Here is a 22024-nt window from a genome sequence, read left to right as displayed (position 1 = left end):
CGCAACTTGCTGCGCACGATTACCCTTGGCGCCGCCGAAGATCTGGAAATCCCTGATGAAAAACGCTGCATTAACGCTCGCCCTGATCCTCTACGCAGGCCTGTTCAGCACGCCGACACTGGCTGCCGGTGACGCCGAGGCCGGCGCAAAAATCTTCCCGCGCCTGTGTGGCGGCTGCCACCAGGTCGGCGAATCCGCCCGCCCGGGCTTCGGCCCGGAACTCAACGGCATCATCGGTCGCCCGGCGGGGACGTCGGCGAATTACGTGTATTCCGACGCGATGAAAAACTCCGGCCTGACCTGGAACCGTGAAACGCTGACGGCGTATCTGAAGGATCCGAAGGGCGTGGTGCCGGGGACGCGGATGATCTTTTGGGGGCTGAGTGACGAGGAGAAGATCGATAATTTGTTGGCGTATCTGCAGACGTTTCAGCCTGAGTAGGACAAAACGAGCTTTTCTTGAACGCCTCTACCATTCATCACTTCTTTTAAGTGGGTGATGGCACATTGCCCTTTGTGAGCTAGCGTTTATATTGCAGGGACGCCTGAGCAGCAATCGGTTTGCCGCCCGTTGTGTCTGTTCCCTACGACAGACAGTTCAAGGGAGGCTTATGAATACCTGGAAGATACTCTGGCCGGCACTGTTGATTGTTACATTCAGTTCCGGTTGCTCGAATATTGATCCCAAAGATGCCGTCAAACTTGCCAGCAGTGGACAGTCAGTTACCAGTGCGGCAAATCTTTCCTACCAGTCGTCAAGAGACGGGCTCAATAAGTACCTGGAGTCTGAAGCCATATCGGCTGCTTTTCTTGACCGACCGGATGTGGGAGATGAAACAGTTACATCAATAATGGAAATTTCCAGACAGCTGGAGGCGCGCAAGGACGTATTCAATCAGCTTGGTGCTACTTACAAGACTTTTGGCGAACTGGCGTCATACGATGCAGCGAAAGAGGTGGAAGACAAGATCAATGGGCTGTCCGGAGCACTTAACGAGTATGCAAAAGCCACGGGCAGTACTGCTGGGCCAATTTCCACTGTTACCAATCTGGTTGTATCTAAAGGAGGCGGCCTGATTGCCTCCGAGGCTCAGAAGGATCAGCTCAAGGAAGCCAGCACACTTATAAGAGTGCGACTGGTATCGCTAAGTCAGTTTCTTGTCAGAGATGTGGAACGACTGAAACGTTACAAAAGCGAGGAGCTGAAAGCCCGAGCACGCGCAACCGGAATTTTTATAGGGGAAGGCCTGGGAGACCCGGGGCAGATGGCGACCGGTTACTTGACTGATGCCGGTTTTAGTTCGCCCAGCGATGGCGTTGGTTATTGGACAACAGAAGTAAGAAAGGCCTATATCGCAAGCGTTCTGAAATACAGGAGCAATAAAGGGCCCAAGCCCGATCTGCCGCCTGCTTATGAAGCGATGAGAAAATACGTCGCTATCAGATTGAAGTCGCAGGCGGAGGTGCAATTGTCACTGTTGGATGAAATCCGATCTTCCGTTGATAAGTTGACAGGGTTACATGTTGATTTTGAAGCGGGTACACCATTGTCTGCGGCAAGTCTCACTCAATCAATAATGCAGTTGCAGGAGTTGTTGAAGGAGTACGAGGCCGCGAGATTGCAGGATAAAGCGTAAGTTCCGGACATAAGGAGAGTGAGATGGCTACTGCATTGAAGACTGTTATTGTCCAGCAGGCGAAGTTCACCTACGACACATTGGACGCGGAATATGATCGGTTGTATGAAAGCGATGTACATGGCCGAGCCCACCTCAAGGCCATGCTCGGATCGGCTAGAGATGCTTACTGGAAAGCTGAAAGAGATGATCTGCGCGATGACAACCTCTATGTGAAAACATTGATAGGAGAGATCAAAACGGCTAATTCCGGTATAAAAACCGCTATAGAGACTCAGAAAAAGACAACTGAATTGATAGCCTTGTTTTCGGAGGCCGTAAAGTTGGTGGCAGCAGTAGTTGCACTCGCGGCAGCCTGACGATCAAGTCCCAAGCGATCCATCGCTTGGGACTATTTCTGTGACCGCTCCGCAAACCACCCAATCACCACCGCACAACCCGGATGCGCGGCCGGCGACGGTTGCAAGCACAACGAATAAATCCCCCCGGTTTTCAACGGCTGCCCGAACGGAACCACCAGTACGCCACGCTCGATGGATTCCGCTGCCAGCGTCATGTCCGTCACCGCCACGCCCATTCCCCGCGCCGCCGCATCCAGCGCCAGCTCATCGAGGTTGAACGGAATGTGCCGGTAATCCTCCAGCGGTTGGCCAGGCGAGGCATGCCGGGAAAGTCGATTTCCAGTTCCAGCACGATGGACGACGACCAATCGATGCCTTGAGATTCTCTGTATCGAGCCAGTGCGACAGGTACACGCTGTCTGCGCCATTCACTGGCGCAGAGCGTCAATTTATGCGCAACGACTGCATCTTGCTCCTGCACGTTGAGCTGTTTTTTCTTCAGTAGTCATTCAATGTCCATGGGAAATCTGAAATTCGCAGCGTCGGGCTGGGAGCTTACCCAGCAAATGTAAAAAACGCGCGCAAAGAAAAGCCCGGCTGATCAGGCCGGGCTTTTCCGTGTGTCGCGCTAGAGCCGCTTACTTATGCAACGCGGCGTTCGAGCAGACGATCAGCGCCACCTTCAGCAACACGACGTTCGATCAGACGATCAGCGCCACCTTCAGCAACACGACGTTCGATCAGACGATCAGCGCCACCTTCAGCAACGCGACGTTCGATCAGACGATCAGCGCCACCTTCAGCAACACGACGTTCGATCAGACGATCAGCGCCACCTTCAGCAACGCGACGTTCGATCAGGCGATCAGCGCCACCCTCTGCAACACGACGTTCAATCAGACGATCGGAACCACCTTCAGCAACGCGACGTTCGATCAGACGATCCGACCCACCCTCAGCCAAGCGACGTTCGATCAGACGATCCGACCCACCCTCAGCCAAGCGACTTTCAATCAACCGATCCGAACCGCCTTCGGCGATCATGGTGTGGACGGGTTTGGCTGCAAAAGCGTTGACTGCAAGAACCGAGAAAGCGATGCCGAGAAGGATTTGGCGTTTCATGATCGTGTGCTCCAGGGGTGTTGTTTGTTTGGTATGGAGCCGATGTTACGCCGCGGATTTTTTATGAGAACTTCATTGAACTGATGGTGACTATCGACGCCAGCAATGAATGCCAGGACCCTTGTTCTAGGGCACCAGCGGCCGAATACACAACTCTCCGGTGGCCCGGGTCAGGGCCAGTTCATGCAGCGTATCGTGTGTCAGACCGGTGCGCGCCTTGGCCAGCCACGCCGGGCAGTTCGGGTCGTGGCGGTAGGGTGCGAAGTCGGCGTATTGCTGCAGCAGACGAGTTTGCAACTCGTCCAGACGCGGGCGAATTTGCTTGCCCAGATCCGGACGCGGCGTGTCCGGCGCGGCACCGGCCGCTTGCCATTGTGCGAGCAAACCGTACTGCACCAGTTTGTTGGCCTCCATCTGCGCGGCGATCAACTGCGCGACGTCTTCAGGATCGAGCTTGTTTTCGGTGGCCAGTTTGCGGGCGTTGTCGATCACCTGTGCCTCACGGGGGCTGTCCTGGATCGGCTTGCCGCTGTCCCATTTGGTCAGGGCGACGAGGTCGCCGATGTTCAGGCGTTCGTTCAGGGTGTTCACCAATCCTTGCACCACTTCGGGCGAGGGCGCGGGGGCGGCGTGGGAAGTCGTCGCCAGTACGGCTAACAAAGTGCAACTCAGTAGAAACGGGGAACGGCGCATGGGAGGGATTCACTTCCTGTCGTGATGGGGAGGCTATGCATATTGATCAAGATGCAGATTACGAAGTTTTAATGCAAAGGGGTACGACCTGAACGGCATTGCATACCTTAGACTCTGTCATCAGCTCCCACCCGAGACGGACCCTCAATGCAAACCCCCGCTCAATCCCCCCTCTGGAAAACCTACCTGCTGTTCCTGGCCCCGATGGTGCTGTCGAACTTCCTGCAATCGATGTCGGGCACGGTCAACAGCATCTACATCGGCCAGATGCTCGGCACGCAGGCGCTGGCGGCGGTGTCCGGGATGTTTCCGATCATCTTTTTCTTCATCGCGCTGGTCATCGGTCTGGGCGCCGGGGCAGGGGTGTTGATCGGTCAGGCGTGGGGGGCGCGTGAGTCGCACATGGTCAAGGCGATTGCCGGGGCGACGTTGTTGCTGGGGGTGTTGATCGGGCTGTTGGCGGCAGTGCTGGGCAGTGTCTTTGCGCGTCAGGCCTTGCAGGGTTTGGGGACGCCGGCGGATGTGCTGGATGATGCGGTGGCCTATGCCCGGGTGATGATGTGGACCTTGCCGGTTGTGCTGGTGTACGTGCTGTTTACCCAGTTGTTGCGTGGGGTGAGCGACACGCTGTCGCCGATGCTGGCGCTGCTGCTGTCGACCGCTGTCGGGCTGGCGCTGACCCCGGCGTTCATTCGCGGCTGGTTCGGTTTGCCGCAACTGGGGATTCAGAGCGCAGCGTTCGCCGGTCTGGCCGGTACGCTGGCGGCGATGGCGTGGCTGTCATGGAGCCTGATCCGCAAGGGCCATCCGCTGGCGCCGGATCGTGAGTTCTTCGCAGCGCTGCGTCTGGACGGCGCGATTCTCGGCAAGGTGTTGCGCATCGGTCTGCCGACCGGGGTGCAGATGATCGTGCTGTCGCTGTCGGAGCTGGTGATCCTGGCGCTGGTCAACCAGCACGGCTCGCAGGCGACGGCGGCCTACGGCGCGGTGACGCAGATCGTCAACTACGTGCAGTTTCCGGCGCTGTCGATTGCGATCACCGCCTCGATCCTCGGCGCCCAGGCGATTGGCGCCGGGCGGCTGGAGCGGATGGGGCCGATTCTGCGCACCGGGTTGTGGATCAACGTGTGCCTGACCGGCGGTTTGATCCTGCTGGGTTATCTGTTGTCGCACTGGTTGCTGGGGCTGTTCCTGACCGAAGACTCGACCCGGGCGATGGCCGAGCACCTGTTGCACATCATGCTGTGGAGCCTGTTGATTTTCGGTTTCCAGGCAATCATCGGCGGTATCATGCGCGCCAGCGGCACGGTGCTGGTGCCGGTGGGCGTGGCGATTATCTGCGTACTCGGCGTGCAGTTGCCGGCGGCCTACTGGCTGGACGGGCAGTTCGGTCTGCAGGGCGTGTGGATGGCGTTTCCGATTGCGTATCTGGGGATGCTGGTGTTGCAGACGCTGTATTACACACGGGTCTGGAAGCATCAGAAGATCGAGCGGTTGGTGTAGGACTGGTTGCCAGAAAAATCAGGGCCGTTCCTCGGGGGAACGGCCCTTTTTTGTGCCTCATGAAATCTTCGAGGTTTTTTGCCCGGCATGGATCGGCGGACGCCGTCGATGCCACGGTAACGCTTGCTCCAGTTGCGCGGCCAGCCGCAGCAAGCCATCGTCGGCCCCGAAGCGGGCAGCCAGTTGCACGCCGATTGGCATCCCGCTTTGCGACATCCCCAGCGGCAATGAAATGGCGGGCGTCCCGGCGACATTGAACACCGGGGTGAACGGTGAATGTTCGAACACCCGCGCCGTCCATTGCCGGCCGTCCAGGGTTTCTGCGCCGCGATTGTAGATGCCGATGGCTTGTGGCAATTGCGGCAGGGTCGGGGTCAGCAGGATATCGATGGATTCGAACCAGCTCGCGACTTGCCGGGCGATGCTGTTGCGCACTTGCAGCGCTGCGGCGAAATCCACGCCACGGGATTGCTCGCCGAACGCGTAGCAGGCAAGCGTGGCCGGTTCGAGTGTGCGGTGGTCGATGGGGCGGCCGGTGCTGCCGGCGAGATGGTCGATCCAGCGCACCAGGCTGGCACACCAGATGTGCGCGTTGGCGTCGACGAAGGCCTCCCACGACAGGCCAAGTGGGGCTTGCACGACGTCCACTTGATGGCCGAGCGCTTCGAGTTCGCGGGCGACGCGGTGGATGGCTTCACGAATTTCACTGTCGACGGCGGCGCCGTTCCATGGCGTGTCGAGCACGCCGATACGCAGCCGTCCCGGATCGCGACCGACCTGCGCCAGAAAGCCTTCCGCGGGTGCGGGCGTGTGGTACGGATCTCCCGGCGCGCAGCCTTGCACCACATCCATCAACGCCGCGCTGTCACGCACGGTACGCGACAGACCCAGTTGCACGCCCAGCCCGGCGAATACTTCATCCATCACCGGCCCGTGAGAGCTGCGCCCGCGCGTCGGCTTGAGCCCGACCAGTCCGTTGAACGCCGCCGGCACGCGGATCGAGCCTGCCGCATCGGTGGCATGGGCGATCGGCACGATGCCGGCGGCGACGGCAGCCCCGGCGCCGCCACTGGAGCCGCCGGCCGAGCGTTGCGGATCCCAGGGGTTGCGGGTCGGCCCTTGCAGGACGGAATCGGTTTCGGTGCTGAATGCCATTTCCGGGGTGGTGGTGCGGCCCAGTGTCATCAACCCGCCAGCATTGAAGCGTTGCATCAGGTTCGAATCATTCTGCGCCACCATGCCTTGGGCGAGTCGACTGCCCAGTTCATTGCGTCGCCCGGCAACGGTGATCGCCAGGTCCTTAATCAGGAACGGCACGCCGGCCAATGGGCCGCTGCCGGTGGTCACCGTTGGCGTCCAGTGTTCGATGACCGCGTTGATCGACGGGTTGACCTGCTGCACGGCTTCGATGGCCAGCGCCGCCAGCTCCTCGGCGCGGACGTCACCCGACGCGACGAGTTGCGCCAGGCCGATACCGTCATGTTCGGCGTATTCGTTGAGGTTCATCAGAGGCACTCCAGGAAAGGAGCAACGATCTTAGGTCGCAGGTCTTGTTGTTATTAGCCCATAATCGCGGCATGCAATGTGCCGCTGTTGGCACAATCCTTTGATTGGCGGAAGACCTGCAAATGATCCGTGACCTGAACGACACGCTGGTTTTCGTGCGCGTGGTTCGCCTCGGCAGTTTCACCGCGGCCGCTCATGCGTTGCAGATTCCGAAGACCACGGTCAGCCGTCGGGTGCGCGAACTGGAACAGGCCATCGGCGTGCAGCTGCTGCGGCGCACCACGCGCCAGTTGAGCCTGACCGAAGCGGGCGCGGTGTATTACGAACACTGCAAGGCCCTCGCCGATACCCTTGAGCACGCCGAGCGCGCGGTGCATCAGTTGCGTGACGGGCCGCGCGGCTGGTTGCGGGTGACGGTGCCGTTTTCATTCGGCGTCAGTTGGTTTGCGCCGTTGCTCGCGGGATTTCGTCAGGCGTACCCGGAAATTCGACTTGAGGTCCTGGCATACCATGTGCCGCTGGATCTGGTGGGGGAGGAGATCGACGTGGCGCTGCGTCTCGGTGCGTTGCCGGATTCGAGCCTGATCGCCCGTCGGCTGGCGAGTTTTCCCACGGGCATCTACGCGGCCCCGGCTTACCTGGCGCGCCACGGTACGCCGGACAATCCTGAAGAGCTGCTTCACCACCAGACGCTGACGCTGCATCAGGCCCGGCGCGATGTCGGTTATGTCTGGCCGTTGCGTCGCGAAGGCGCGCGCCTGAAAGACTATCGCGTCGAACCTTCCATTCTGGCCAACGATCCGGCGCTGCTGCATGACGCGTTGCTCGCGGGTGAAGGGCTGAGCCTGGGAATGGAGCAGAGCATGAAGGCCGATGTGCAGGCCGGACGTCTGATCCGGGTGCTGCCGCAGTGGATCGGCCCGCCACAGGATCTCAACGCGGTGACGGCCCGCGAGCACTTGCCATCGCCCAAGGTGACGGCGCTGATCGGCTACTTGAAGGCGCGCATGGCCGACGAAGTGGCGTAACCGCCGGATGTTTGCTTAAGTCATTCGAGACCCATCGGGCGCCGGAGCATTCCATGTCGATTCGATTGTTGTTGGCGGCCGCGTGTTGTCTGATCGTCGTCCCTGCCGCACACGCGGTGGAGTACACCCGGGTCAACACCACCGCCAGCCAGATCAGTTTCACCTACAACCAGATGGGCTCGCGGATGTACGGCACGTTCGGCAAGTTCGACGCGACGCTGGACTTCGACACCGACAACCTCGCCAGTGCCCGCACCACGCTGCACATCGACCTCACCAGCATCGACGCCGGCAGTGAAGACGCCAACACCGAGCTGGTGAAACCGGCATGGTTCGACACCGAAAAATTCCCGGTGGCAGTGTTCGAATCGATTCGCTTCAGCCCTGCCGGCGACAACCGTTATCTGGTCGACGGCCACCTCACCCTCAAAGGCATCACCCGTGAGGTGCAAGTGCCGGTGCAACTCAAACCCGACAGCAGCATCGGCATCTTCGACGGTGAACTGGTGCTCAAGCGCGACGAGTTCGGCCTCGGCGCGGGGGAGTGGGCGGACACGGTGGTGTCGAAGGACATCGACATTAAGTTCAAGGTCGTTGCACCCGCGCAGTGACCGACCTCAATACGCCCGCCAATGCCCCGGCATCCAGCGCCATTGGTTACCGGCCCAGCGGTAATGCCCGGCGACCCAGTGATAGCCCGGTGCAGGCATCGCCGGAACCACTTCGACGATCGGTGGTGGTCGATGCGGGCGAGCCGGTTCGACGACACAGCCTGACAGAGTGATTGCCACCAGCGTGGCGGCGAGCAAGGTTTTCATGGTTTTCGGGGAACGCAGAACGTTCATGACAACTCCTCAGGGCCTGCGTCGGAAATCAACGCAGCTGAAAAATTGGACGCCAAATCGACGGAAAATCCGTTCTCGGGCAGATGAAATTTTTGTCAGGCTTGCACAAGGTATGATGTCGCGGTTCGCCGGTCGCTCAACCGCGCGGCAACTTGTGTTTTACCGTTGGAGTCCGCCCGTCATGCCCCGCATCACCCACTACAAAACCCCATGCCCCGAAGGCGTCAACAGCCAGATCCTGCAGATGGTGGTCGACAACCTGACCGACATCAGTGCCATCGGCCTCGGCCCGAGCAACCTGCTGTACAACGTCTATCAGTACGCGGTCGGCTACGAGGTGCATCTGTATCTGGAGGCGTTGAACGGCGAGAAGGGCACCGAAGTGGAACTGCTGGTAGCCACCGACGACGATGATCCGGAGCAGGTGATCGGCTTCCTGTTGTACCTGCCGGTGCAGGGTGATTGGGAGGCGTGCAACGTGGCCTATCTGGCGGTGCGCGAGGGGCATCGGCGTCAGGGCGTGGCCCGTGCGTTGATCGCGGAGATGGTGGCGCGTTACCCCCATGCCGAGCTGACCTGCAGCGTCGGCAAGGTGCCGTATTTCGAGGCGCTGGGCTTTGAAGTGCTGGGCCAATTGGAGACGCAGGTGCTGATGAGCACCCGGCATTACCGCAGCAACGGGCTGCGCGGTTTCATCGACACGACGCCGATCTACCGTTCGCTGGAAGTGCAGCAGATCCACACCTATCTGCTGCAAAAGCACGGCAAGCGGGCGATGCTCGATGCCGAGAAACAGCGCGACCGGCATCTGGATCAGGTCACTCGGCGCACCGAAGAATTTGTCCGCCAGCGCCTGACCGTTCACTGATCTCTTCTCTTTGAAACGACAAAAGCCCTTGTTGCGATCAGCGCAGCAAGGGCTTTTTTGTGCCGGTGATTTCAGGACAGTTTCACGTTCATGGTGATGCGCGCCGTGAACACTTTCTTGCCTTCGGCGTCGTGAACATCCACCGGCACGATCTTGTCGCCTTCGGTCTGCCAGTCCAGCGCTTCGCCATTGGCCACGGCGGTCACGTCGGTTTTGGCCTTGGCCAGGTATTCGACGGTCATGCCTTTGGGAATCCAGCGTGCGCCGGCGGGAATCGACACGTCGGTCATCATCCCGGCTGCCAGTTCGGCAGCGTTGCACAGGGCGATGGCGTGCACGGTGCCGAGGTGATTGGTGATCTCGCGGCGAAACGGCACTTGCACCTGCGCCGAACCTGCCCGCAACTCGGTCACCAGCGGATTGATGGTGCTGAAGTACGGCGCGACCTGGCAGGCCATCTGGCTGAACGCCTGGGAACCGACGCTGTTGAACATGCTGAGAAACTGACTCATGGGTGAAGCCTCGCGGTTATGGGATTTACAGAATCATGTTCCGTTACAGAATATTGTTCTGTAACGGAACGGTATTCTGTCCGCAGGAAATCTGTCAACCTGTGCGCGTTTCGATCACCAGCACGGATGTGCCCTTTGCCCGGATTTTCAAGACTCATGGACACCGCAGATCTACTCGAACGCAGCTACCCCGGCCGCCGCGCCGAACTCAAGCGCGATATCTTTCGCAAGGCCCTGCGCCTGTTCAACGAACAGGGCATCGAGGCCACTACCATCGAAATGATCCGTGCCGAGTGCGACACCAGCGTCGGGGCGATCTACCACCATTTCGGCAACAAGGAAGGGCTGGTGGCCGCGCTGTTCTTCACCGCGCTGGAGGATCAGGCGCGCCTGCGCGACGCTTATCTGGCCGATGCGACGAGCACCGAAGAGGGCGTGCAGGCGCTGGTCTACAGCTACGTGGATTGGGTCGAGAACCAGCCGGAATGGGCGCGGTTCCAGTATCACGCGCGTTATGCCGTGACCCGGGGCCCGCACAAGGATGAACTGGCCGAGCGCAACAAGACCCGCAACCTCGGCCTGCGTACCTGGCTGGCCGAGTCCGGGCGTGCGGCTGAACTCCACGAGTGCCCGGCCGAACTGCTGCCGTCGCTGATCGTCGGGCAGGCCGACAGCTATTGCCGCGCGTGGTTGTCCGGGCGAGTGCAGGGCAGTCCGAAGGCTTATCGTGAATTGCTGGCCCAGGCCACGTGGCGTTCGATCCGCCGCGAACCCGAACGCTGATTTTCAGAGACAAAAAAAGAGCCTCAAGACTCTTTGATGGGGAGGAAGTAGAGCCCGCGAGGCTCAAGATGCGCATGAAGCCAGGTGCGGGCTTGATTGGGGTTCAGAGCACCCGCACCTACGCAACGGCTTGGCGGACCAAGCGACTGCGTAGTTCCATCGTAGGAAGGTGGGGGGATGCGCTCAAGTACCGTCAGTCACCTGCTTTGGCGGTGCGGGCAGCGGCTCTTTCGACCATCGCAATGATGGTTGCCAACAGCTCGTCACGGGCCTGTTCGGCGCTGATTTCGTCGGTGGCGGCTGCTTGCGACAGGGCTTCGGCGGCGCCGAGCATGGCGCGTAATCCTGCCTGACCGATCTCTGCGCCGTCAGCGAACGGCGACAGCACATTGCGGCATTTCTCCAGAAAGATCGCCTCGTATTCGCGCTTGATCCTTTCCAGTTCCGGTGTGCTCGCCAGGGCGGCAATCACCCCCGGAATCTCGTTGCCCTGAGTCAGCACGCAATCGACATACGCCGTGGCAATCACCGTCGCGGTGCCGCTCAAGGTCGCTTCGGCATTGGCCAGCGCCGCATCCATCAGCGCCGTCTGGCGCCGGTCGAAATCCTGATATAGCGCCGCGAGCAAGCCGGCGCGGGTGGTGAAGTGGTCGTAGACCACCGGTTTGGTCACGCCGGCCTTTTCCGCCAGATAACCGAGGGTCAGGGCATCGGTGCCTTCTTCGCGAATCAACTGCCAGGCCATGTCGAGCAACTGGCGCTGGCGGTCTTCCCGGGACAGGCGTCGACGGGGTTGTGCGGAATCGGGGATTTCAGTGGTTGACATTGCTTATATACCAAACGTAACTTACTGATGGTAACTTACCAATCGTAGCTTATCGAAAGGATAAGCCCTTGGTCAGCAATCACCAACCGGAGATTTCCCCATGCACGCATTGATTGTTGTGGCTCATGACGACCCCCGTTCGCTAACTCATGCGCTGGCGCAGAAAATTGCCAAAGGTCTTTCGGAAAGCGATCCATCCAACACCTTCGAAATCGCCGATCTGCACGCCGAGGAATTCGACCCGCGCTTTGGCGTGGCCGACTGGGCGGTGCATCACCGCGAATCCGCGCCGCCGGCGGACGTACTGGCCGAGCAGGCGCGCATCGACCGCGCCGATGCACTGGTGCTGGTCTATCCGGTGTTTTGGTGGTCGATGCCGGCGCTGCTCAAAGGCTGGATCGACCGGGTGTTCAGCAATGGCTGGGCGTACGATTTCGACGGTGACAAGACGCTGAAAAAGCTCGGACGACTGCGCGTGCACCTGGTCGCGTTGGGCGGGGCCGATGCGCGTACTTACGAACGCCACGGCTATGGCGCGGCGATGAAGACGCAGATCGATCACGGGATTTTCGATTACTGCGGGGCGGCGGTAGCGAGTTCGGCGTTGTTGCTGGAGTCCGAGTCGAGCGATCCGGCGATGCAGTTGCAGGCGGCGCGCGAACTCGGACTTGGGTTGTTCCGCTGAATGTTAGCGAGCGCCCGGCCAGCCGGCTTTTTCGAGGGCTGCGTGCAGGGTGGCGGCATCCAGCCCCGGCACCGAATGCCCGTTGCCTTCGGTGCTGTCGCTGGCCAGCAAGGCGTTGATGATCGCTTCTTCCACCGCTTCGGTTGCCGCCAGAAACAGCTCGCTGATGTGATCGTTGTTGACCATCCGCAAGCCGTCGCAAGTCGACGCGCCTTTGCCTTCGTAAGCGGCGGGCGGGATATGACCGTTACCGGTGGCGAAGGCGATAAAGATGTCGCCGCTATGATCCTCATTGCCGCCGCCAGTACGCGCCAGACCGAGGCTCGCCCGTTGCGCCAGTCGCGTGCATTGATGTGGCAACAGCGGCGCATCGGTGGCCAGGCACACCACAATCGATCCCATGCCCGGATGCGGCAACGAAGCGCGCAGGAACGGCGAATCCACCTGTTCCATGTAGCGTCCGACCGGGTAGCCATCGACCCGCAATTCGCTGCGAATCCCGTGGTTGGCCTGCACGATGGCCCCCACTGTCCAGCCACCCTGAGCCTTGCTCAATCGGCGTGATGCGGTGCCGATCCCTCCCTTGAATTCATGGCAGATCATGCCGCTGCCACCGCCCACCGCGCCTTCCTGCACAGGGCCGTCAACGGCATTGCTCATCGCTTCGGCCACATGCTTGGGCTTCACATGAAAGCCGTTGATGTCGTTGAGCAGGCCATCGAAGGTTTCCAGCACCACCGGCATGTTCCAGTAGAGACGACCGTCGTCCGGTTGCTGCGCGCGATCCAGTTCGATCAAGGCATCGCGCACCACGCCGAGGCTGTGGGTGTTGGTGAAGGCGATCGGGCTGGTCAGCAGGCCGGCTTCGCGAATCCACTCCAGTCCTGTGGCGTCACCGTTGCCGTTGAGTACGTGGACGCCGGCGAAACACGGTTGTGCGTTGGTCGAACCGGCGCGGGGTTCGATCAGGGTAACGCCACTGCAAATGTCACGACCGCTGGCGCTGCGGCCGCGCACGTTGCTGTGGCCGACCCGTACGCCGGGTACGTCTGTGATGGTGTTGAGCGGGCCGGGTTGCAGTTGACCGATGCGGATATGGAGATCGCGGGCACGTGGTTTCATTGATGTTCTCTCTGTTGAAGGCAGTGATTCGAAGGGCTGTTACTGACCGTTTTTGACCTTGCTCCACACCCGCGTACGCACCCGTTCGGTGGCTTTGGGCAAGGGCTCGAGGGTGTACAACGTGGCCATCGCCGTGGCGGACGGGTACACCGCAGGGTTGTCGCGGGTGGCCTGGGCAACCAGCGCCGTGGCGGCACGATTGCCGTTGGGGTAGGACAGGTGATCGCTGACCGGCGCAATCACTTCGGGCCGCAGCAGGTAGTCGATAAACGCCAGGCCTTGGGCCGGATGCGGCGCGTCCTTGAGCAAGACCAGCGTGTCGAACCACACCGGCGCGCCTTCTTTCGGCAGGCTGTACTGAATTTTCACGCCGTTGCCGGCCTGCTCGGCGGTGGTCTTGGCTTCGAGCATCGCGCCGGACCAACCGACCGCCACGCAGATGTTGCCGTTGGACAGATCGCTGATGAATTTCGAGGAGTTGAAATAGGCGATGTGCGGGCGCAGTTTCAGCAGCAGCGCTTCGGCTTTCTGATAGTCCTCGGCCTTGGTGCTGTTGGGCGGCAGGCCGAGATAATGCAGCGCTACCGGGAGCATTTCCGAAGGCGAGTCGAGCATTGCCACGCCGCATTCGCCGAGTTTGGCCAGGTTCTCTTGCTTGAACACCAGGTCCCAGGAGTCTACCGGGGCCTTGTCGCCCAGCGCGGCGCGGACCTTGTCGACGTTGTAGCCGATGCCGTTGGTGCCCCACAGATACGGCACGGCGTACTGGTTGCCGGGGTCGTTGTTGGCCAGTTTGCTCAGCAGATCGTTGTCGAGGTTCTTCCAGCCTGGCAGTTGGTCGCGGGGCAGCGGGGCGAGGGCGCCGGCCTTGATCAGGGTCGGCAGGCTGAAGTTGCTCGCCACCACCACGTCGTAGCCGCTGCGACTGGTCATCAGTTTGCCTTCCAGCACTTCGGCGCTGTCGAAGGTGTCGTAGACCGGTTCGATACCGCTGTCACGCTTGAAATCATGCAGGGTGTTCGGGCCGATGTAGTCGTACCAGTTGTAGACATGCACGCTCGGCGCATCGGCCGCCTGCGCACTCAGCGCCGCGGACAAAACGCCCATCAGCCCCAGGTTGATATACCCACTATGACCACGCATGATGCGGCACTCCTGGCCTGTTGGCAGGCCGGTGATGAACAGGAGTGGTCAGCCTATCGGGCGGGCCGCGCCGCACCCATTCCCATCATGGGTTACTCAAAAGGGGTAGAGCGTGGACGCGTTGCTGCAGGAATTGCCGGTGCATCAGAGCCTGTCGCGGGTGTTCGCCACGGTCGGTCAGGACGGTTTCTGGCGAGCGCTGGTCGATACGCTGCGATTGCTGGTGCCGCTGGACAATGCGCTGGTGGCGGTGATGCAGACGGGGCGGCCGCCGCAATTGCTGATCGACTTCGACAGCCAGGGCCGCGCCGACGAGCAGGAAGAACTGGCCGGTTACTGTGCCGGTATGTACCTGCTTGATCCGTTCTATCAGGCCGCCGTCGCCGGGGTTGCCGACGGTTTGCACAGCCTCGCGTCGGTTGCGCCGGACCAGTTTCTGCACAGCGAGTACTACCAGAGTTACTTCCGTTCTGTGGTCGGTGCGGATGAGCTGCAATTTCTGGTCAACCTCGACGACGGCGTGCTCGGCTTGTCGATGGGCCGCTCGACGGCGTTCAGTTTGCAGGAGCAGGGGCGTTTGCTCTGCGTGCGGGACTGGGTGTTGTCAGCGATGCGTCGACATGTGCAGTTGATGCCGCCGCAAGGCGCGGTGGTCGAGGCGCCGGTCGGTGATATTGCGGCGCTACTCGACCGCTTCGACGCTCGCCTGACCACGCGCGAAATCGACACGGCGCGCCTGATTCTCCAGGGCTTTTCCAGCAAAGCCATCGCCCAGCACATGAAAATTTCGCCGGAGACGGTGAAAGTGCATCGGCGCAATCTCTATCACAAGCTCAATGTCACCGGACATGGCGAGTTGTTTGCGCTGGTGCTGCGGCCGCGCTGAGCGGAATCAGCCGATCTGCTTGAAAAGCAGCGCCTTCAGACCGCTTTCGGGATCGATATCCGGAAACTCCGGCGGATTTTCCAGCCGTTGTTCGAAACGCAGGCTCGGCGCTTCCTGGGTCACGCCGTCGATCAGGAAGTCTGAACCGAACGAAGGGTCGTTCATGCAGGCCAGCACCGTGCCCTGCGCCGTCAGAAGCTCCGGCAGACGACGCAGCACGCGCTGGTAATCCTTGGTCAGCAGAAAACTGCCTTTCTGGAACGACGGCGGGTCGATGATCACCAGGTCGTACGGCCCGCTGTTGATCACCTTGCCCCACGACTTGAACAGGTCGTGGCCGAGGAAACTCACCTTGCTCAGGTCATGCCCGTTCAACCGGTGATTGTCGCGGCCCCGGCTCAGCGCGGCGCGGGACATGTCGAGGTTGACCACATGGCTGGCGCCGCCCTCGATGGCCGCCACCGAGAAGCCGCAGGTGTAGGCGAAAAGGTTCAGCACCCGTTTGCCCGCCGCCTGTTCGCGCACCCAGTTGCGCCCGTAGCGCATGTCGAGGAACAGCCCGGCGTTCTGCTTGCGGCCCAGATCCACCCGATATTTCAGCTCGCCTTCGACGATGGTCATTTCGTCGATTTCTTCACCCAAAAGCCATTCGGCGGTGCTTTGCGGCAAGTAACGGTGCTGGATCAGCAAGGTGTGGGCGCCGGACTGCTGCCATGGCGCCGAGCCGGTGATTTCCAGCAACAGGCGCTTGAGGTCTTCCAGCTGCGAAGCCTCGGGTTCCTTGAACAACGACACCAGCACCACGCCTTGCAGCCAGTCCACGGTGACTTGCTCCAGCCCCGGCCAGCAACGCCCGCGCCCATGGAACAGGCGCCGGGTTTCGGCCGGCGCCGACGTCAGCGCGGTGAGCAGGTGGGCATGGAGAACGGCGAGGGCTTGAGGGTTCATCAATCGGGATCGGCCAGCAAAAGGGCGCGCATTTTAACCGCAATTACGCGGCAGCGACTGCCCGTTGACCGGGTGTTATCGAAAAGTCCTGTATCAAAAATGAATTTCTGTAAAAGGCGCTGCTCATACCAGATAAGCAGCGGGATCAAGCCGCTAAATCGTTCATGCAATTCAGGGAGTGCCAGTTCATGTGTCCAATTCCGACGTCGAGCGCGCACCTTCCTGGCGGGTTGATTCTGGTAGTCGAGGACGATCCGTTGATTCTGGAGTTTCTGTGCGAAATTCTTCAGGAGGAAGGTTTCAAGGTCGAGCCGCAGACCAGTGCCGATGCGGCCTCGCAATATCTGGAAGCGCACGCGCCGGAAGTCGCGCTGCTGCTCACCGACATCACCATGCCCGGCACCCTTAATGGCGCGGACCTGGCCAATCTGGTCGGTGATCGCTGGCCGGACAAACCGGTGATGGTCATGTCCGGCTATGAAACACCGGAAACCTCGGGCGTGCGGCATCCGGTGGCGTTCATCAAGAAACCGTGGGCCATCGGTCAGTTGCTCGATTGTGTGGACGGTGCGTTCAAATCCAAGGCGCCGCGTCTGCACTGAAGCGTCCCGCAAGTGCTACATTGCCGGGCATCGTTGCCCGGCCCCCTTGCGAGGAAGTGATCTTTTGTCTGCTCACGATGCTGTTTTCAACCGCGCGTTCGGCGCGTTCCTGTTCGATATGGACGGCACTGTCCTCAACTCCATCGCCGCCGCCGAGCGGATCTGGTCCGCCTGGGCCGTGCGCCACGGGGTGAACGTCGAAACGTTCCTGCCGACCATCCACGGCGTGCGCGCCATCGACACCATCACGCGTTTGAACCTGCCGGGCGTGGACGCCGAGGCGCAAGCCGCGTTCATCACCGAGGCGGAAATCGAAGACGTCGAAGGCATTGTCGAGATCCCCGGCGCGGCAGCGTTTCTCAAATCGTTGCCGGCGGATCGCTGGGCCATGGTGACCTCGGCGCCACGGGATCTGGCGTTGCGGCGGATGGCGGCGGCGGGGATTCCTGAGCCGGCGGTGATGATCACCGCTGAAGACGTGACCGCCGGCAAACCGGATCCGGCCGGCTATCGACTGGCGGCCAAGCGTCTGGGCCTGGAACCGGCGGACTGTCTGATTTTCGAAGACGCTACCGTCGGCATTCAAGCCGCTGAAGCCGCTGGTGCGCCATTGATGATCATCACCACGACTCACCAGCATCCGCTTGAAACCGCACACGCAACCATCGCCAGTTACCGCGACGTTGTGCTGAGCATCGACAGCGACGGCCAGTTGCGCCTGCAACCTCAATAAACCCCGGGCACCAGGCGCCAGCTGCGGGCGCAATAGGCGTCGTATTCGGCGCCGAACTGCGTGCGCAGCAGGGCCTCTTCGGAGTGGATGCGGGCGATCAGCGGGATCAGCGTCAGCGCCGCCAGCAACAGACCGACCACCGAGCGGAACGCCAGCGCCCAACCGATCGCATTGATCACCAGCCCCAGATAACTGGGGTTGCGCAGATGCCGATAAATGCCTTCGGTGACCAGCCGGTGTCCCGGTTGAATCGCCACCAGCCCGCTGAACCGATGGCCGAGCACGAACACCGGCCACAAACGCAATCCGCCACCCACGATAAACAGCAACGCTCCCAGCCAACGGGTGCCTTCGCGGCCGATGGTCCAGAAACCGATGCGGTCGCAATAAGCCGGCAGAAAGGCACTGACCAGTCCGATCACGGCGAACGCCGGAATCACCCAGCGATTGGCCCGGTCCTCACGCTCGCCGGTGCTCAGGTTCACTTCCGTAAACAACGACGCCACCACCATGGCCAGCGTGGCCAGTGCGACCACGACCAACGCGCCGTGAGAAAAAAACACCGCCACGCCACCGATGCCCCACATCGCCAGACCCAGGTAGGCGAGGGTGGCGAGCACGGCGACCACGGTCATTTGCGCAGACATTTTCATAGGCACCTCACGGCTGTTCCGTTCAGTGTAGATCCCGGCACGATCCCCGGCGTTTAACCGCCCACAGGGGTGTGGACTAAACTTCAGGACAGAGACGTTCCGATCATCCGATCCGCTTCGGGAGTCCGCCATGCTGCACATCCGCACGCCGCTGATCCTCCATCCGACCCTGTCGAGCGCGTCCCGGCGCATCTGGTTGAAGCTGGAAAACCTGCAACCGTGCGGCTCGTTCAAGCTGCGTGGCATGGGCTTGTTGTGCAGTCAGGCAGCGGCGCAGGGCAAGCGCAAGGTCGTGTGCCCGTCCGGCGGCAATGCCGGGCTGGCCACGGCGGTGGCCGCGGTCAGCCTGGGCCTGCAAGCCTGCATCGTGGTGCCGCACACCACACCGGAAGCGACCCGCGCACGTATTCGCCGTACCGGTGCTGAGGTTATCGTCCACGGCAAAGTCTGGGACGAAGCCAATCAGCGAGCACGGGAACTGGCCAGCGCGGCGGACACTGAATACGTGCCGGCCTTCGATCACCCGGTGTTGTGGGAAGGGCACAGCACGATGGTCGACGAAATCCTAGAAGACTGCCCGCAGGTCGATACCGTGGTCACATCGGTCGGCGGCGGTGGTTTGCTGGCGGGCATCCTCACCGGGCTGCTACGGCATGATCGCCGCGACTGCCGCATCGTCACCTGCGAAACCACAGGCGCCGCCTCGTTCGCTGCGGCCGTCAAGGCTGGCCATCCGGTGCGCCTGAGCCGCATCGACACCGTCGCCACCTCCCTCGGCGCCGCGCAGGTGGCGGCATGGCCGGTAGAGCATATCGGCGAGTTCGATCATGAATGTCTGGTGCTGTCGGATGACGACGCGATCATGGGTGTGGTGCGTTATGCCAGTGATCAGCGGCAATTGGTCGAACCGGCGTGCGGGGTTTCGCTGGCGGTGGCGTACCTCGACCATCCGGCGTTGGCGGGGGCGCATGATGTGGTGGTCATTGTTTGTGGCGGGGTGAGTATCAGTGCGCAACTGGTGGCGGGGTGGGCGCGGTTGGGGGCTTGAGCGAAAGTGGAGGTTAATACTCTTCGACCAATAGTCAGCACCACCGCCATTCCCGCGAGAGAGGTCTATCCTAGGCGGAGCCCTTTTTTGTGCCTACGGTGACCCGCGATGATCAATCTGGCCACGGCCCATCTGCTCACGGACTACAAGATCTGGGCCAATCAGCGTCTGTTCGACAGCCTGCAAGCGTTGCCGGCGGGGGAGACGACGAGGGAACGCAAGACGGTTTTCAAGAACATGATCGGCACACTGAACCACATCTACGTGGTCGACCGGATCTGGCAGGCGCACCTCGAAGGGCGCGAGCACGGTTTCACGACGTCCCATGATCTGGTGCACACCGACCTCGGCGAGTTGCGCCAGGCCCAGCAGGAAGTCGACGGCTGGTATCGCACCTGGAGCGCGCAGCAGACCGAAGCTTCGCTGAACCGCATGATCGATTTCAAATTCGTCTCCGGCGATGGCGGCACCATGAACGCCGGGGCGATCCTGATGCACGTGATCAACCACAACAACTACCACCGTGGCTGGGTGGTGCAGATGTATTTCGAGATCCCGCAGATGCCGCCGATGACCGATCTGCCGGTGTACCTGCGCGAGGTCGATCCGGGGTTCAAACCGATCAGTGCGCCTGTGGCCCAAGAGGCGCCGACATGTGATGGGCAATCAGCGAGCGCAACCAGCGTTCCGCCGGATCGTTGTCGTTGACCCCGTTCCAGACCATCGACAGCTCCGACGGCACGATGTCGAACGGCGGGTCGTCGGCGCGCAATACGCTGCTGCCCTCGACCAGTGCGCAGGCGGCGAAGTCCGGCACGGTGGCGAGCATGTCGGTGCCGGCCAGAATCGCCCGCAGCGGAGCGAATTGCGGCACCGCCAGCACCACGCGACGGGCGCGGTTGACTCGCGCCAGATCGTTGTCGATGGCCCCGCCCAGATCCCCGGAAAACGACACCAGCGCATGGGGCCGTTCGCAGTATTCGTCGAGGGTCAGTGCGCCGGGACGGTCGTCGCCGCGCAGGATCTTGCAACGAAGGTCCCGCAGCTTTTTGCGTTTGGCATTGGCCGGCAGTTCGGTGGTGTAGCTGACGCCGACGGAAATCTCCCCGGACGCCAGCATCGACGACATCAGCAGGAAATTAACCCGGCGGATCACCACCACTACGTCCGGCGCCTCTTCGCGCAATTGCTTGAGCAGCGGCGGCAGCAGGCCGAACTCGGCGTCGTCCGACAGACCGATGCGAAACACGTCGCGGCTGCTCAGCGGGTCGAAATCCTTGGCCCGGCTGACCGCCCCGGAAATGGTGTCCATCGCCGGCTGCAATTCCTTGAGGATCGCCAGCGCCCGCTGGGTCGGCTCCAGCACACGGCCGTTGCGCACCAGCAACGGGTCGTCGAACAGGTCGCGCAGTTTCGCCAGTGAAGCACTGACGGCGGGCTGGCCGAGGAACAGTTTTTCCCCGGCGCGGGTCAGGTTCTTTTCGAACATCAGGGTTTCGAAAATCACCAACAGGTTCATGTCCACGCGACGCAGGTCATTGCGGTTCATGCCGGGAGACTCGCTGGTTTTTTGAGTCTTCTCAGTAAAGCAGCAAAGTCTTGGACTGTCGGGTCACTGGGCGGGATCGACCCCGGTCAATACCTTGCGAAACGTTTCCACCAGCGGCCGCAGGTTGATCCGGTGCCACGCCGCCCACAATGGTGTGGTGAACGCCAGCCACGGCACCTCCCGCAGCACCACGCCCGGCGGTGCGTTATGGCTCAGACCTTTCTGGATCATCGCGATCCCCAGGCCCGAAGCCACCAGCCCCAACGCGGTAAACGGTTCCGTGGCCTGCATCCGCACATCCGGGGTGAAACCTGCGCGGATGCAGGCGCTGACGAATTCATCGTCGGCCCCTTGGCGTGGCTGCACGCCGATCCATTCCTGATCGGCCAGATCCGCCGGGGTCAGCGATGGCAGTTGGTTCAGCGGGTGATGTTCGGGCAGCGCCAGCAGCATCGGGTCGTCCAGCACCTGAAAGCCCAGCAGATCCGGGTCGTCGATCGTCGGCGGCTCACTGACCAGCGCGATATCGAGGCTACGCTGACGCAGGCCTTCGAGCTGTTCGGCGGAACTCAGGTTGTACAGCGCGACATGCACGTTGGGCCGGTCGACCCGCAGCACACGCAAGGCATTGGGCAAGACCCCGGCGTGCATCGCGTTCTCGATGTAGCCGATGCACAGGCCGCCTTCTTCGCCACGGCCCAGGCGTTTGCCGAGTGATTCCAGGCGATTGGCGTGGGTCAGCAGGGCGCGGGTTTCGGCGAGAAAGGTCTGACCGTCGCGGGTCAGGCGAATGCGCTGCTGGCTGCGTTCGAACAGGGTCAGGCCCAGGCGTTCTTCGAGCTGGGCGATCTGCCGGCTCAGGGGTGACTGGGAAATGTGCAGGCGTTCGGCGGCGCGGCCGACGTGTTCTTCCTCGGCGACGGCGACGAAGTAGCGCAATTGGCGGATGTCGATCATGTCAGACCTTCAGGGACTCAAGTGCTGCGGATTA

26 protein-coding genes and 1 pseudogene are annotated in these 22024 nt (G+C 61.4%); 14 read left to right on the top strand and 13 right to left on the bottom strand.

Going from position 1 to position 22024, the window contains the following annotated elements; translation table 11 throughout:
- The first annotated feature begins 55 nt into the window (after window positions 1-55).
- The 3 genes from KJY40_RS18380 (at window position 56) to KJY40_RS18370 (ending at window position 1996) form a co-directional block, all read left to right on the top strand.
- Window positions 56-442 (top strand): c-type cytochrome, encoded by a 387-nt coding sequence (locus KJY40_RS18380; protein ID WP_230731619.1) that lies wholly within the window; start codon window positions 56-58, stop codon window positions 440-442.
- A gap of 169 nt (window positions 443-611) precedes the next feature.
- Entirely contained in the window at window positions 612-1637 is a 1026-nt protein-coding gene (locus KJY40_RS18375) for a hypothetical protein (protein ID WP_230731617.1), read from the top strand.
- Window positions 1638-1660: 23 nt separating this feature from the next.
- Window positions 1661-1996 carry a hypothetical protein gene (locus tag KJY40_RS18370; RefSeq protein ID WP_230731615.1) on the top strand — a complete coding sequence of 112 codons (336 nt, stop codon included), beginning with the start codon at window positions 1661-1663 and terminating at the stop codon, window positions 1994-1996.
- A 32-nt stretch (window positions 1997-2028) separates the two neighbouring features.
- On the opposite strand, the pseudogene KJY40_RS18365 reads toward KJY40_RS18370, so the two are convergent.
- The 3 genes and pseudogenes from KJY40_RS18365 to KJY40_RS18355 all read right to left on the bottom strand — a co-directional run.
- Window positions 2029-2298, bottom strand: a pseudogene (locus KJY40_RS18365) (LysR family transcriptional regulator); the annotation flags it as partial.
- A 322-nt stretch (window positions 2299-2620) separates the two neighbouring features.
- Window positions 2621-3100: a phage infection protein gene (locus KJY40_RS18360; RefSeq protein WP_230731613.1), complete on the bottom strand. Its 480-nt coding sequence runs from the start codon at window positions 3098-3100 to the stop codon at window positions 2621-2623.
- Between the two features lie 126 nt (window positions 3101-3226).
- Entirely contained in the window at window positions 3227-3793 is a 567-nt protein-coding gene (locus KJY40_RS18355) for a chorismate mutase (protein WP_230731612.1), read from the bottom strand.
- A 147-nt stretch (window positions 3794-3940) separates the two neighbouring features.
- On the opposite strand from KJY40_RS18355, the gene KJY40_RS18350 reads away from it, so the two are divergent.
- Complete coding sequence (locus KJY40_RS18350; RefSeq protein ID WP_230731611.1) at window positions 3941-5296, top strand: MATE family efflux transporter; 1356 nt, start codon at window positions 3941-3943, stop codon at window positions 5294-5296.
- 57 nt (window positions 5297-5353) lie between these two features.
- On the opposite strand, the gene KJY40_RS18345 is transcribed toward KJY40_RS18350, so the two are convergent.
- On the bottom strand, window positions 5354-6802 hold the full coding sequence (locus KJY40_RS18345; RefSeq protein WP_230731609.1) for an amidase: 1449 nt from the start codon (window positions 6800-6802) through the stop codon (window positions 5354-5356).
- Window positions 6803-6924: 122 nt separating this feature from the next.
- Here KJY40_RS18345 and KJY40_RS18340 point away from each other — a divergent pair, with 122 nt between their 5' ends.
- A complete protein-coding gene (locus KJY40_RS18340) occupies window positions 6925-7830 on the top strand; it encodes a LysR family transcriptional regulator (RefSeq protein ID WP_230731607.1) in 906 nt (301 codons plus the stop codon).
- A 53-nt stretch (window positions 7831-7883) separates the two neighbouring features.
- Complete coding sequence (locus KJY40_RS18335) at window positions 7884-8441, top strand: YceI family protein (protein WP_230731606.1); 558 nt, start codon at window positions 7884-7886, stop codon at window positions 8439-8441.
- Window positions 8442-8447: 6 nt separating this feature from the next.
- Here the strand turns inward: KJY40_RS18335 and KJY40_RS18330 are convergent, their stop codons facing one another.
- Window positions 8448-8675 (bottom strand): YXWGXW repeat-containing protein, encoded by a 228-nt coding sequence (locus tag KJY40_RS18330; RefSeq protein ID WP_115078432.1) that lies wholly within the window; start codon window positions 8673-8675, stop codon window positions 8448-8450.
- Window positions 8676-8856: 181 nt separating this feature from the next.
- On the opposite strand from KJY40_RS18330, the gene KJY40_RS18325 reads away from it, so the two are divergent.
- On the top strand, window positions 8857-9543 hold the full coding sequence (locus tag KJY40_RS18325; protein ID WP_230731604.1) for a GNAT family N-acetyltransferase: 687 nt from the start codon (window positions 8857-8859) through the stop codon (window positions 9541-9543).
- Window positions 9544-9614: 71 nt separating this feature from the next.
- Here the strand turns inward: KJY40_RS18325 and KJY40_RS18320 are convergent, their stop codons facing one another.
- Window positions 9615-10055 carry a hotdog fold domain-containing protein gene (locus tag KJY40_RS18320; RefSeq protein ID WP_085602607.1) on the bottom strand — a complete coding sequence of 147 codons (441 nt, stop codon included), beginning with the start codon at window positions 10053-10055 and terminating at the stop codon, window positions 9615-9617.
- Between the two features lie 156 nt (window positions 10056-10211).
- On the opposite strand from KJY40_RS18320, the gene KJY40_RS18315 reads away from it, so the two are divergent.
- Window positions 10212-10838, top strand: coding sequence for a TetR/AcrR family transcriptional regulator (locus KJY40_RS18315; protein WP_230731602.1), 627 nt, complete (start codon window positions 10212-10214; stop codon window positions 10836-10838).
- A 193-nt stretch (window positions 10839-11031) separates the two neighbouring features.
- On the opposite strand, the gene KJY40_RS18310 is transcribed toward KJY40_RS18315, so the two are convergent.
- Window positions 11032-11664: a TetR/AcrR family transcriptional regulator gene (locus KJY40_RS18310; RefSeq protein WP_230731600.1), complete on the bottom strand. Its 633-nt coding sequence runs from the start codon at window positions 11662-11664 to the stop codon at window positions 11032-11034.
- Window positions 11665-11764: 100 nt separating this feature from the next.
- On the opposite strand from KJY40_RS18310, the gene KJY40_RS18305 reads away from it, so the two are divergent.
- Window positions 11765-12349 (top strand): NAD(P)H-dependent oxidoreductase, encoded by a 585-nt coding sequence (locus KJY40_RS18305; protein WP_230731599.1) that lies wholly within the window; start codon window positions 11765-11767, stop codon window positions 12347-12349.
- Window positions 12350-12352: 3 nt separating this feature from the next.
- Here KJY40_RS18305 and KJY40_RS18300 read toward each other — a convergent pair whose 3' ends face one another.
- Both KJY40_RS18300 and KJY40_RS18295 read right to left on the bottom strand, forming a co-directional pair.
- The gene (locus KJY40_RS18300) at window positions 12353-13471 is read right to left on the bottom strand and encodes a DmpA family aminopeptidase (protein WP_230731597.1); all 1119 of its coding nucleotides are present in this window, start codon (window positions 13469-13471) and stop codon (window positions 12353-12355) included.
- Between the two features lie 39 nt (window positions 13472-13510).
- Entirely contained in the window at window positions 13511-14614 is a 1104-nt protein-coding gene (locus tag KJY40_RS18295; RefSeq protein ID WP_230731595.1) for a polyamine ABC transporter substrate-binding protein, read from the bottom strand.
- Between the two features lie 112 nt (window positions 14615-14726).
- On the opposite strand from KJY40_RS18295, the gene KJY40_RS18290 reads away from it, so the two are divergent.
- A complete protein-coding gene (locus tag KJY40_RS18290) occupies window positions 14727-15500 on the top strand; it encodes a helix-turn-helix transcriptional regulator (protein WP_230731594.1) in 774 nt (257 codons plus the stop codon).
- A 6-nt stretch (window positions 15501-15506) separates the two neighbouring features.
- On the opposite strand, the gene KJY40_RS18285 is transcribed toward KJY40_RS18290, so the two are convergent.
- The gene (locus tag KJY40_RS18285; protein WP_230731593.1) at window positions 15507-16448 is read right to left on the bottom strand and encodes a class I SAM-dependent methyltransferase; all 942 of its coding nucleotides are present in this window, start codon (window positions 16446-16448) and stop codon (window positions 15507-15509) included.
- A 188-nt stretch (window positions 16449-16636) separates the two neighbouring features.
- On the opposite strand from KJY40_RS18285, the gene KJY40_RS18280 reads away from it, so the two are divergent.
- Window positions 16637-17050, top strand: coding sequence for a response regulator (locus KJY40_RS18280; protein WP_230731592.1), 414 nt, complete (start codon window positions 16637-16639; stop codon window positions 17048-17050).
- A gap of 64 nt (window positions 17051-17114) precedes the next feature.
- Window positions 17115-17783: an HAD family hydrolase gene (locus KJY40_RS18275; protein WP_230731591.1), complete on the top strand. Its 669-nt coding sequence runs from the start codon at window positions 17115-17117 to the stop codon at window positions 17781-17783.
- On the opposite strand, the gene KJY40_RS18270 is transcribed toward KJY40_RS18275, so the two are convergent.
- Window positions 17777-18436 carry a methyltransferase family protein gene (locus tag KJY40_RS18270; protein ID WP_085654273.1) on the bottom strand — a complete coding sequence of 220 codons (660 nt, stop codon included), beginning with the start codon at window positions 18434-18436 and terminating at the stop codon, window positions 17777-17779. The genes KJY40_RS18275 and KJY40_RS18270 overlap by 7 nt on opposite strands.
- Before the next feature lie 130 nt (window positions 18437-18566).
- On the opposite strand from KJY40_RS18270, the gene KJY40_RS18265 reads away from it, so the two are divergent.
- On the top strand, window positions 18567-19484 hold the full coding sequence (locus KJY40_RS18265; protein ID WP_230731590.1) for a pyridoxal-phosphate dependent enzyme: 918 nt from the start codon (window positions 18567-18569) through the stop codon (window positions 19482-19484).
- A gap of 108 nt (window positions 19485-19592) precedes the next feature.
- Complete coding sequence (locus tag KJY40_RS18260; RefSeq protein ID WP_230731589.1) at window positions 19593-20192, top strand: DinB family protein; 600 nt, start codon at window positions 19593-19595, stop codon at window positions 20190-20192.
- On the opposite strand, the gene KJY40_RS18255 is transcribed toward KJY40_RS18260, so the two are convergent.
- A complete protein-coding gene (locus KJY40_RS18255; RefSeq protein WP_230731587.1) occupies window positions 20107-21033 on the bottom strand; it encodes a LysR substrate-binding domain-containing protein in 927 nt (308 codons plus the stop codon). The genes KJY40_RS18260 and KJY40_RS18255 overlap by 86 nt on opposite strands.
- A gap of 63 nt (window positions 21034-21096) precedes the next feature.
- Window positions 21097-21990 carry a LysR substrate-binding domain-containing protein gene (locus tag KJY40_RS18250; RefSeq protein ID WP_085602637.1) on the bottom strand — a complete coding sequence of 298 codons (894 nt, stop codon included), beginning with the start codon at window positions 21988-21990 and terminating at the stop codon, window positions 21097-21099.
- Window positions 21991-22024 lie beyond the last annotated feature (34 nt).

Origin of the sequence: Pseudomonas fitomaticsae (assembly GCF_021018765.1) — a bacterium.
Classification (GTDB): Bacteria; Pseudomonadota; Gammaproteobacteria; order Pseudomonadales; family Pseudomonadaceae; genus Aquipseudomonas; species Aquipseudomonas fitomaticsae.
Note: the sequence above shows the minus strand (reverse complement) of the source record. Positions and strands in the feature narration are given on the sequence as shown.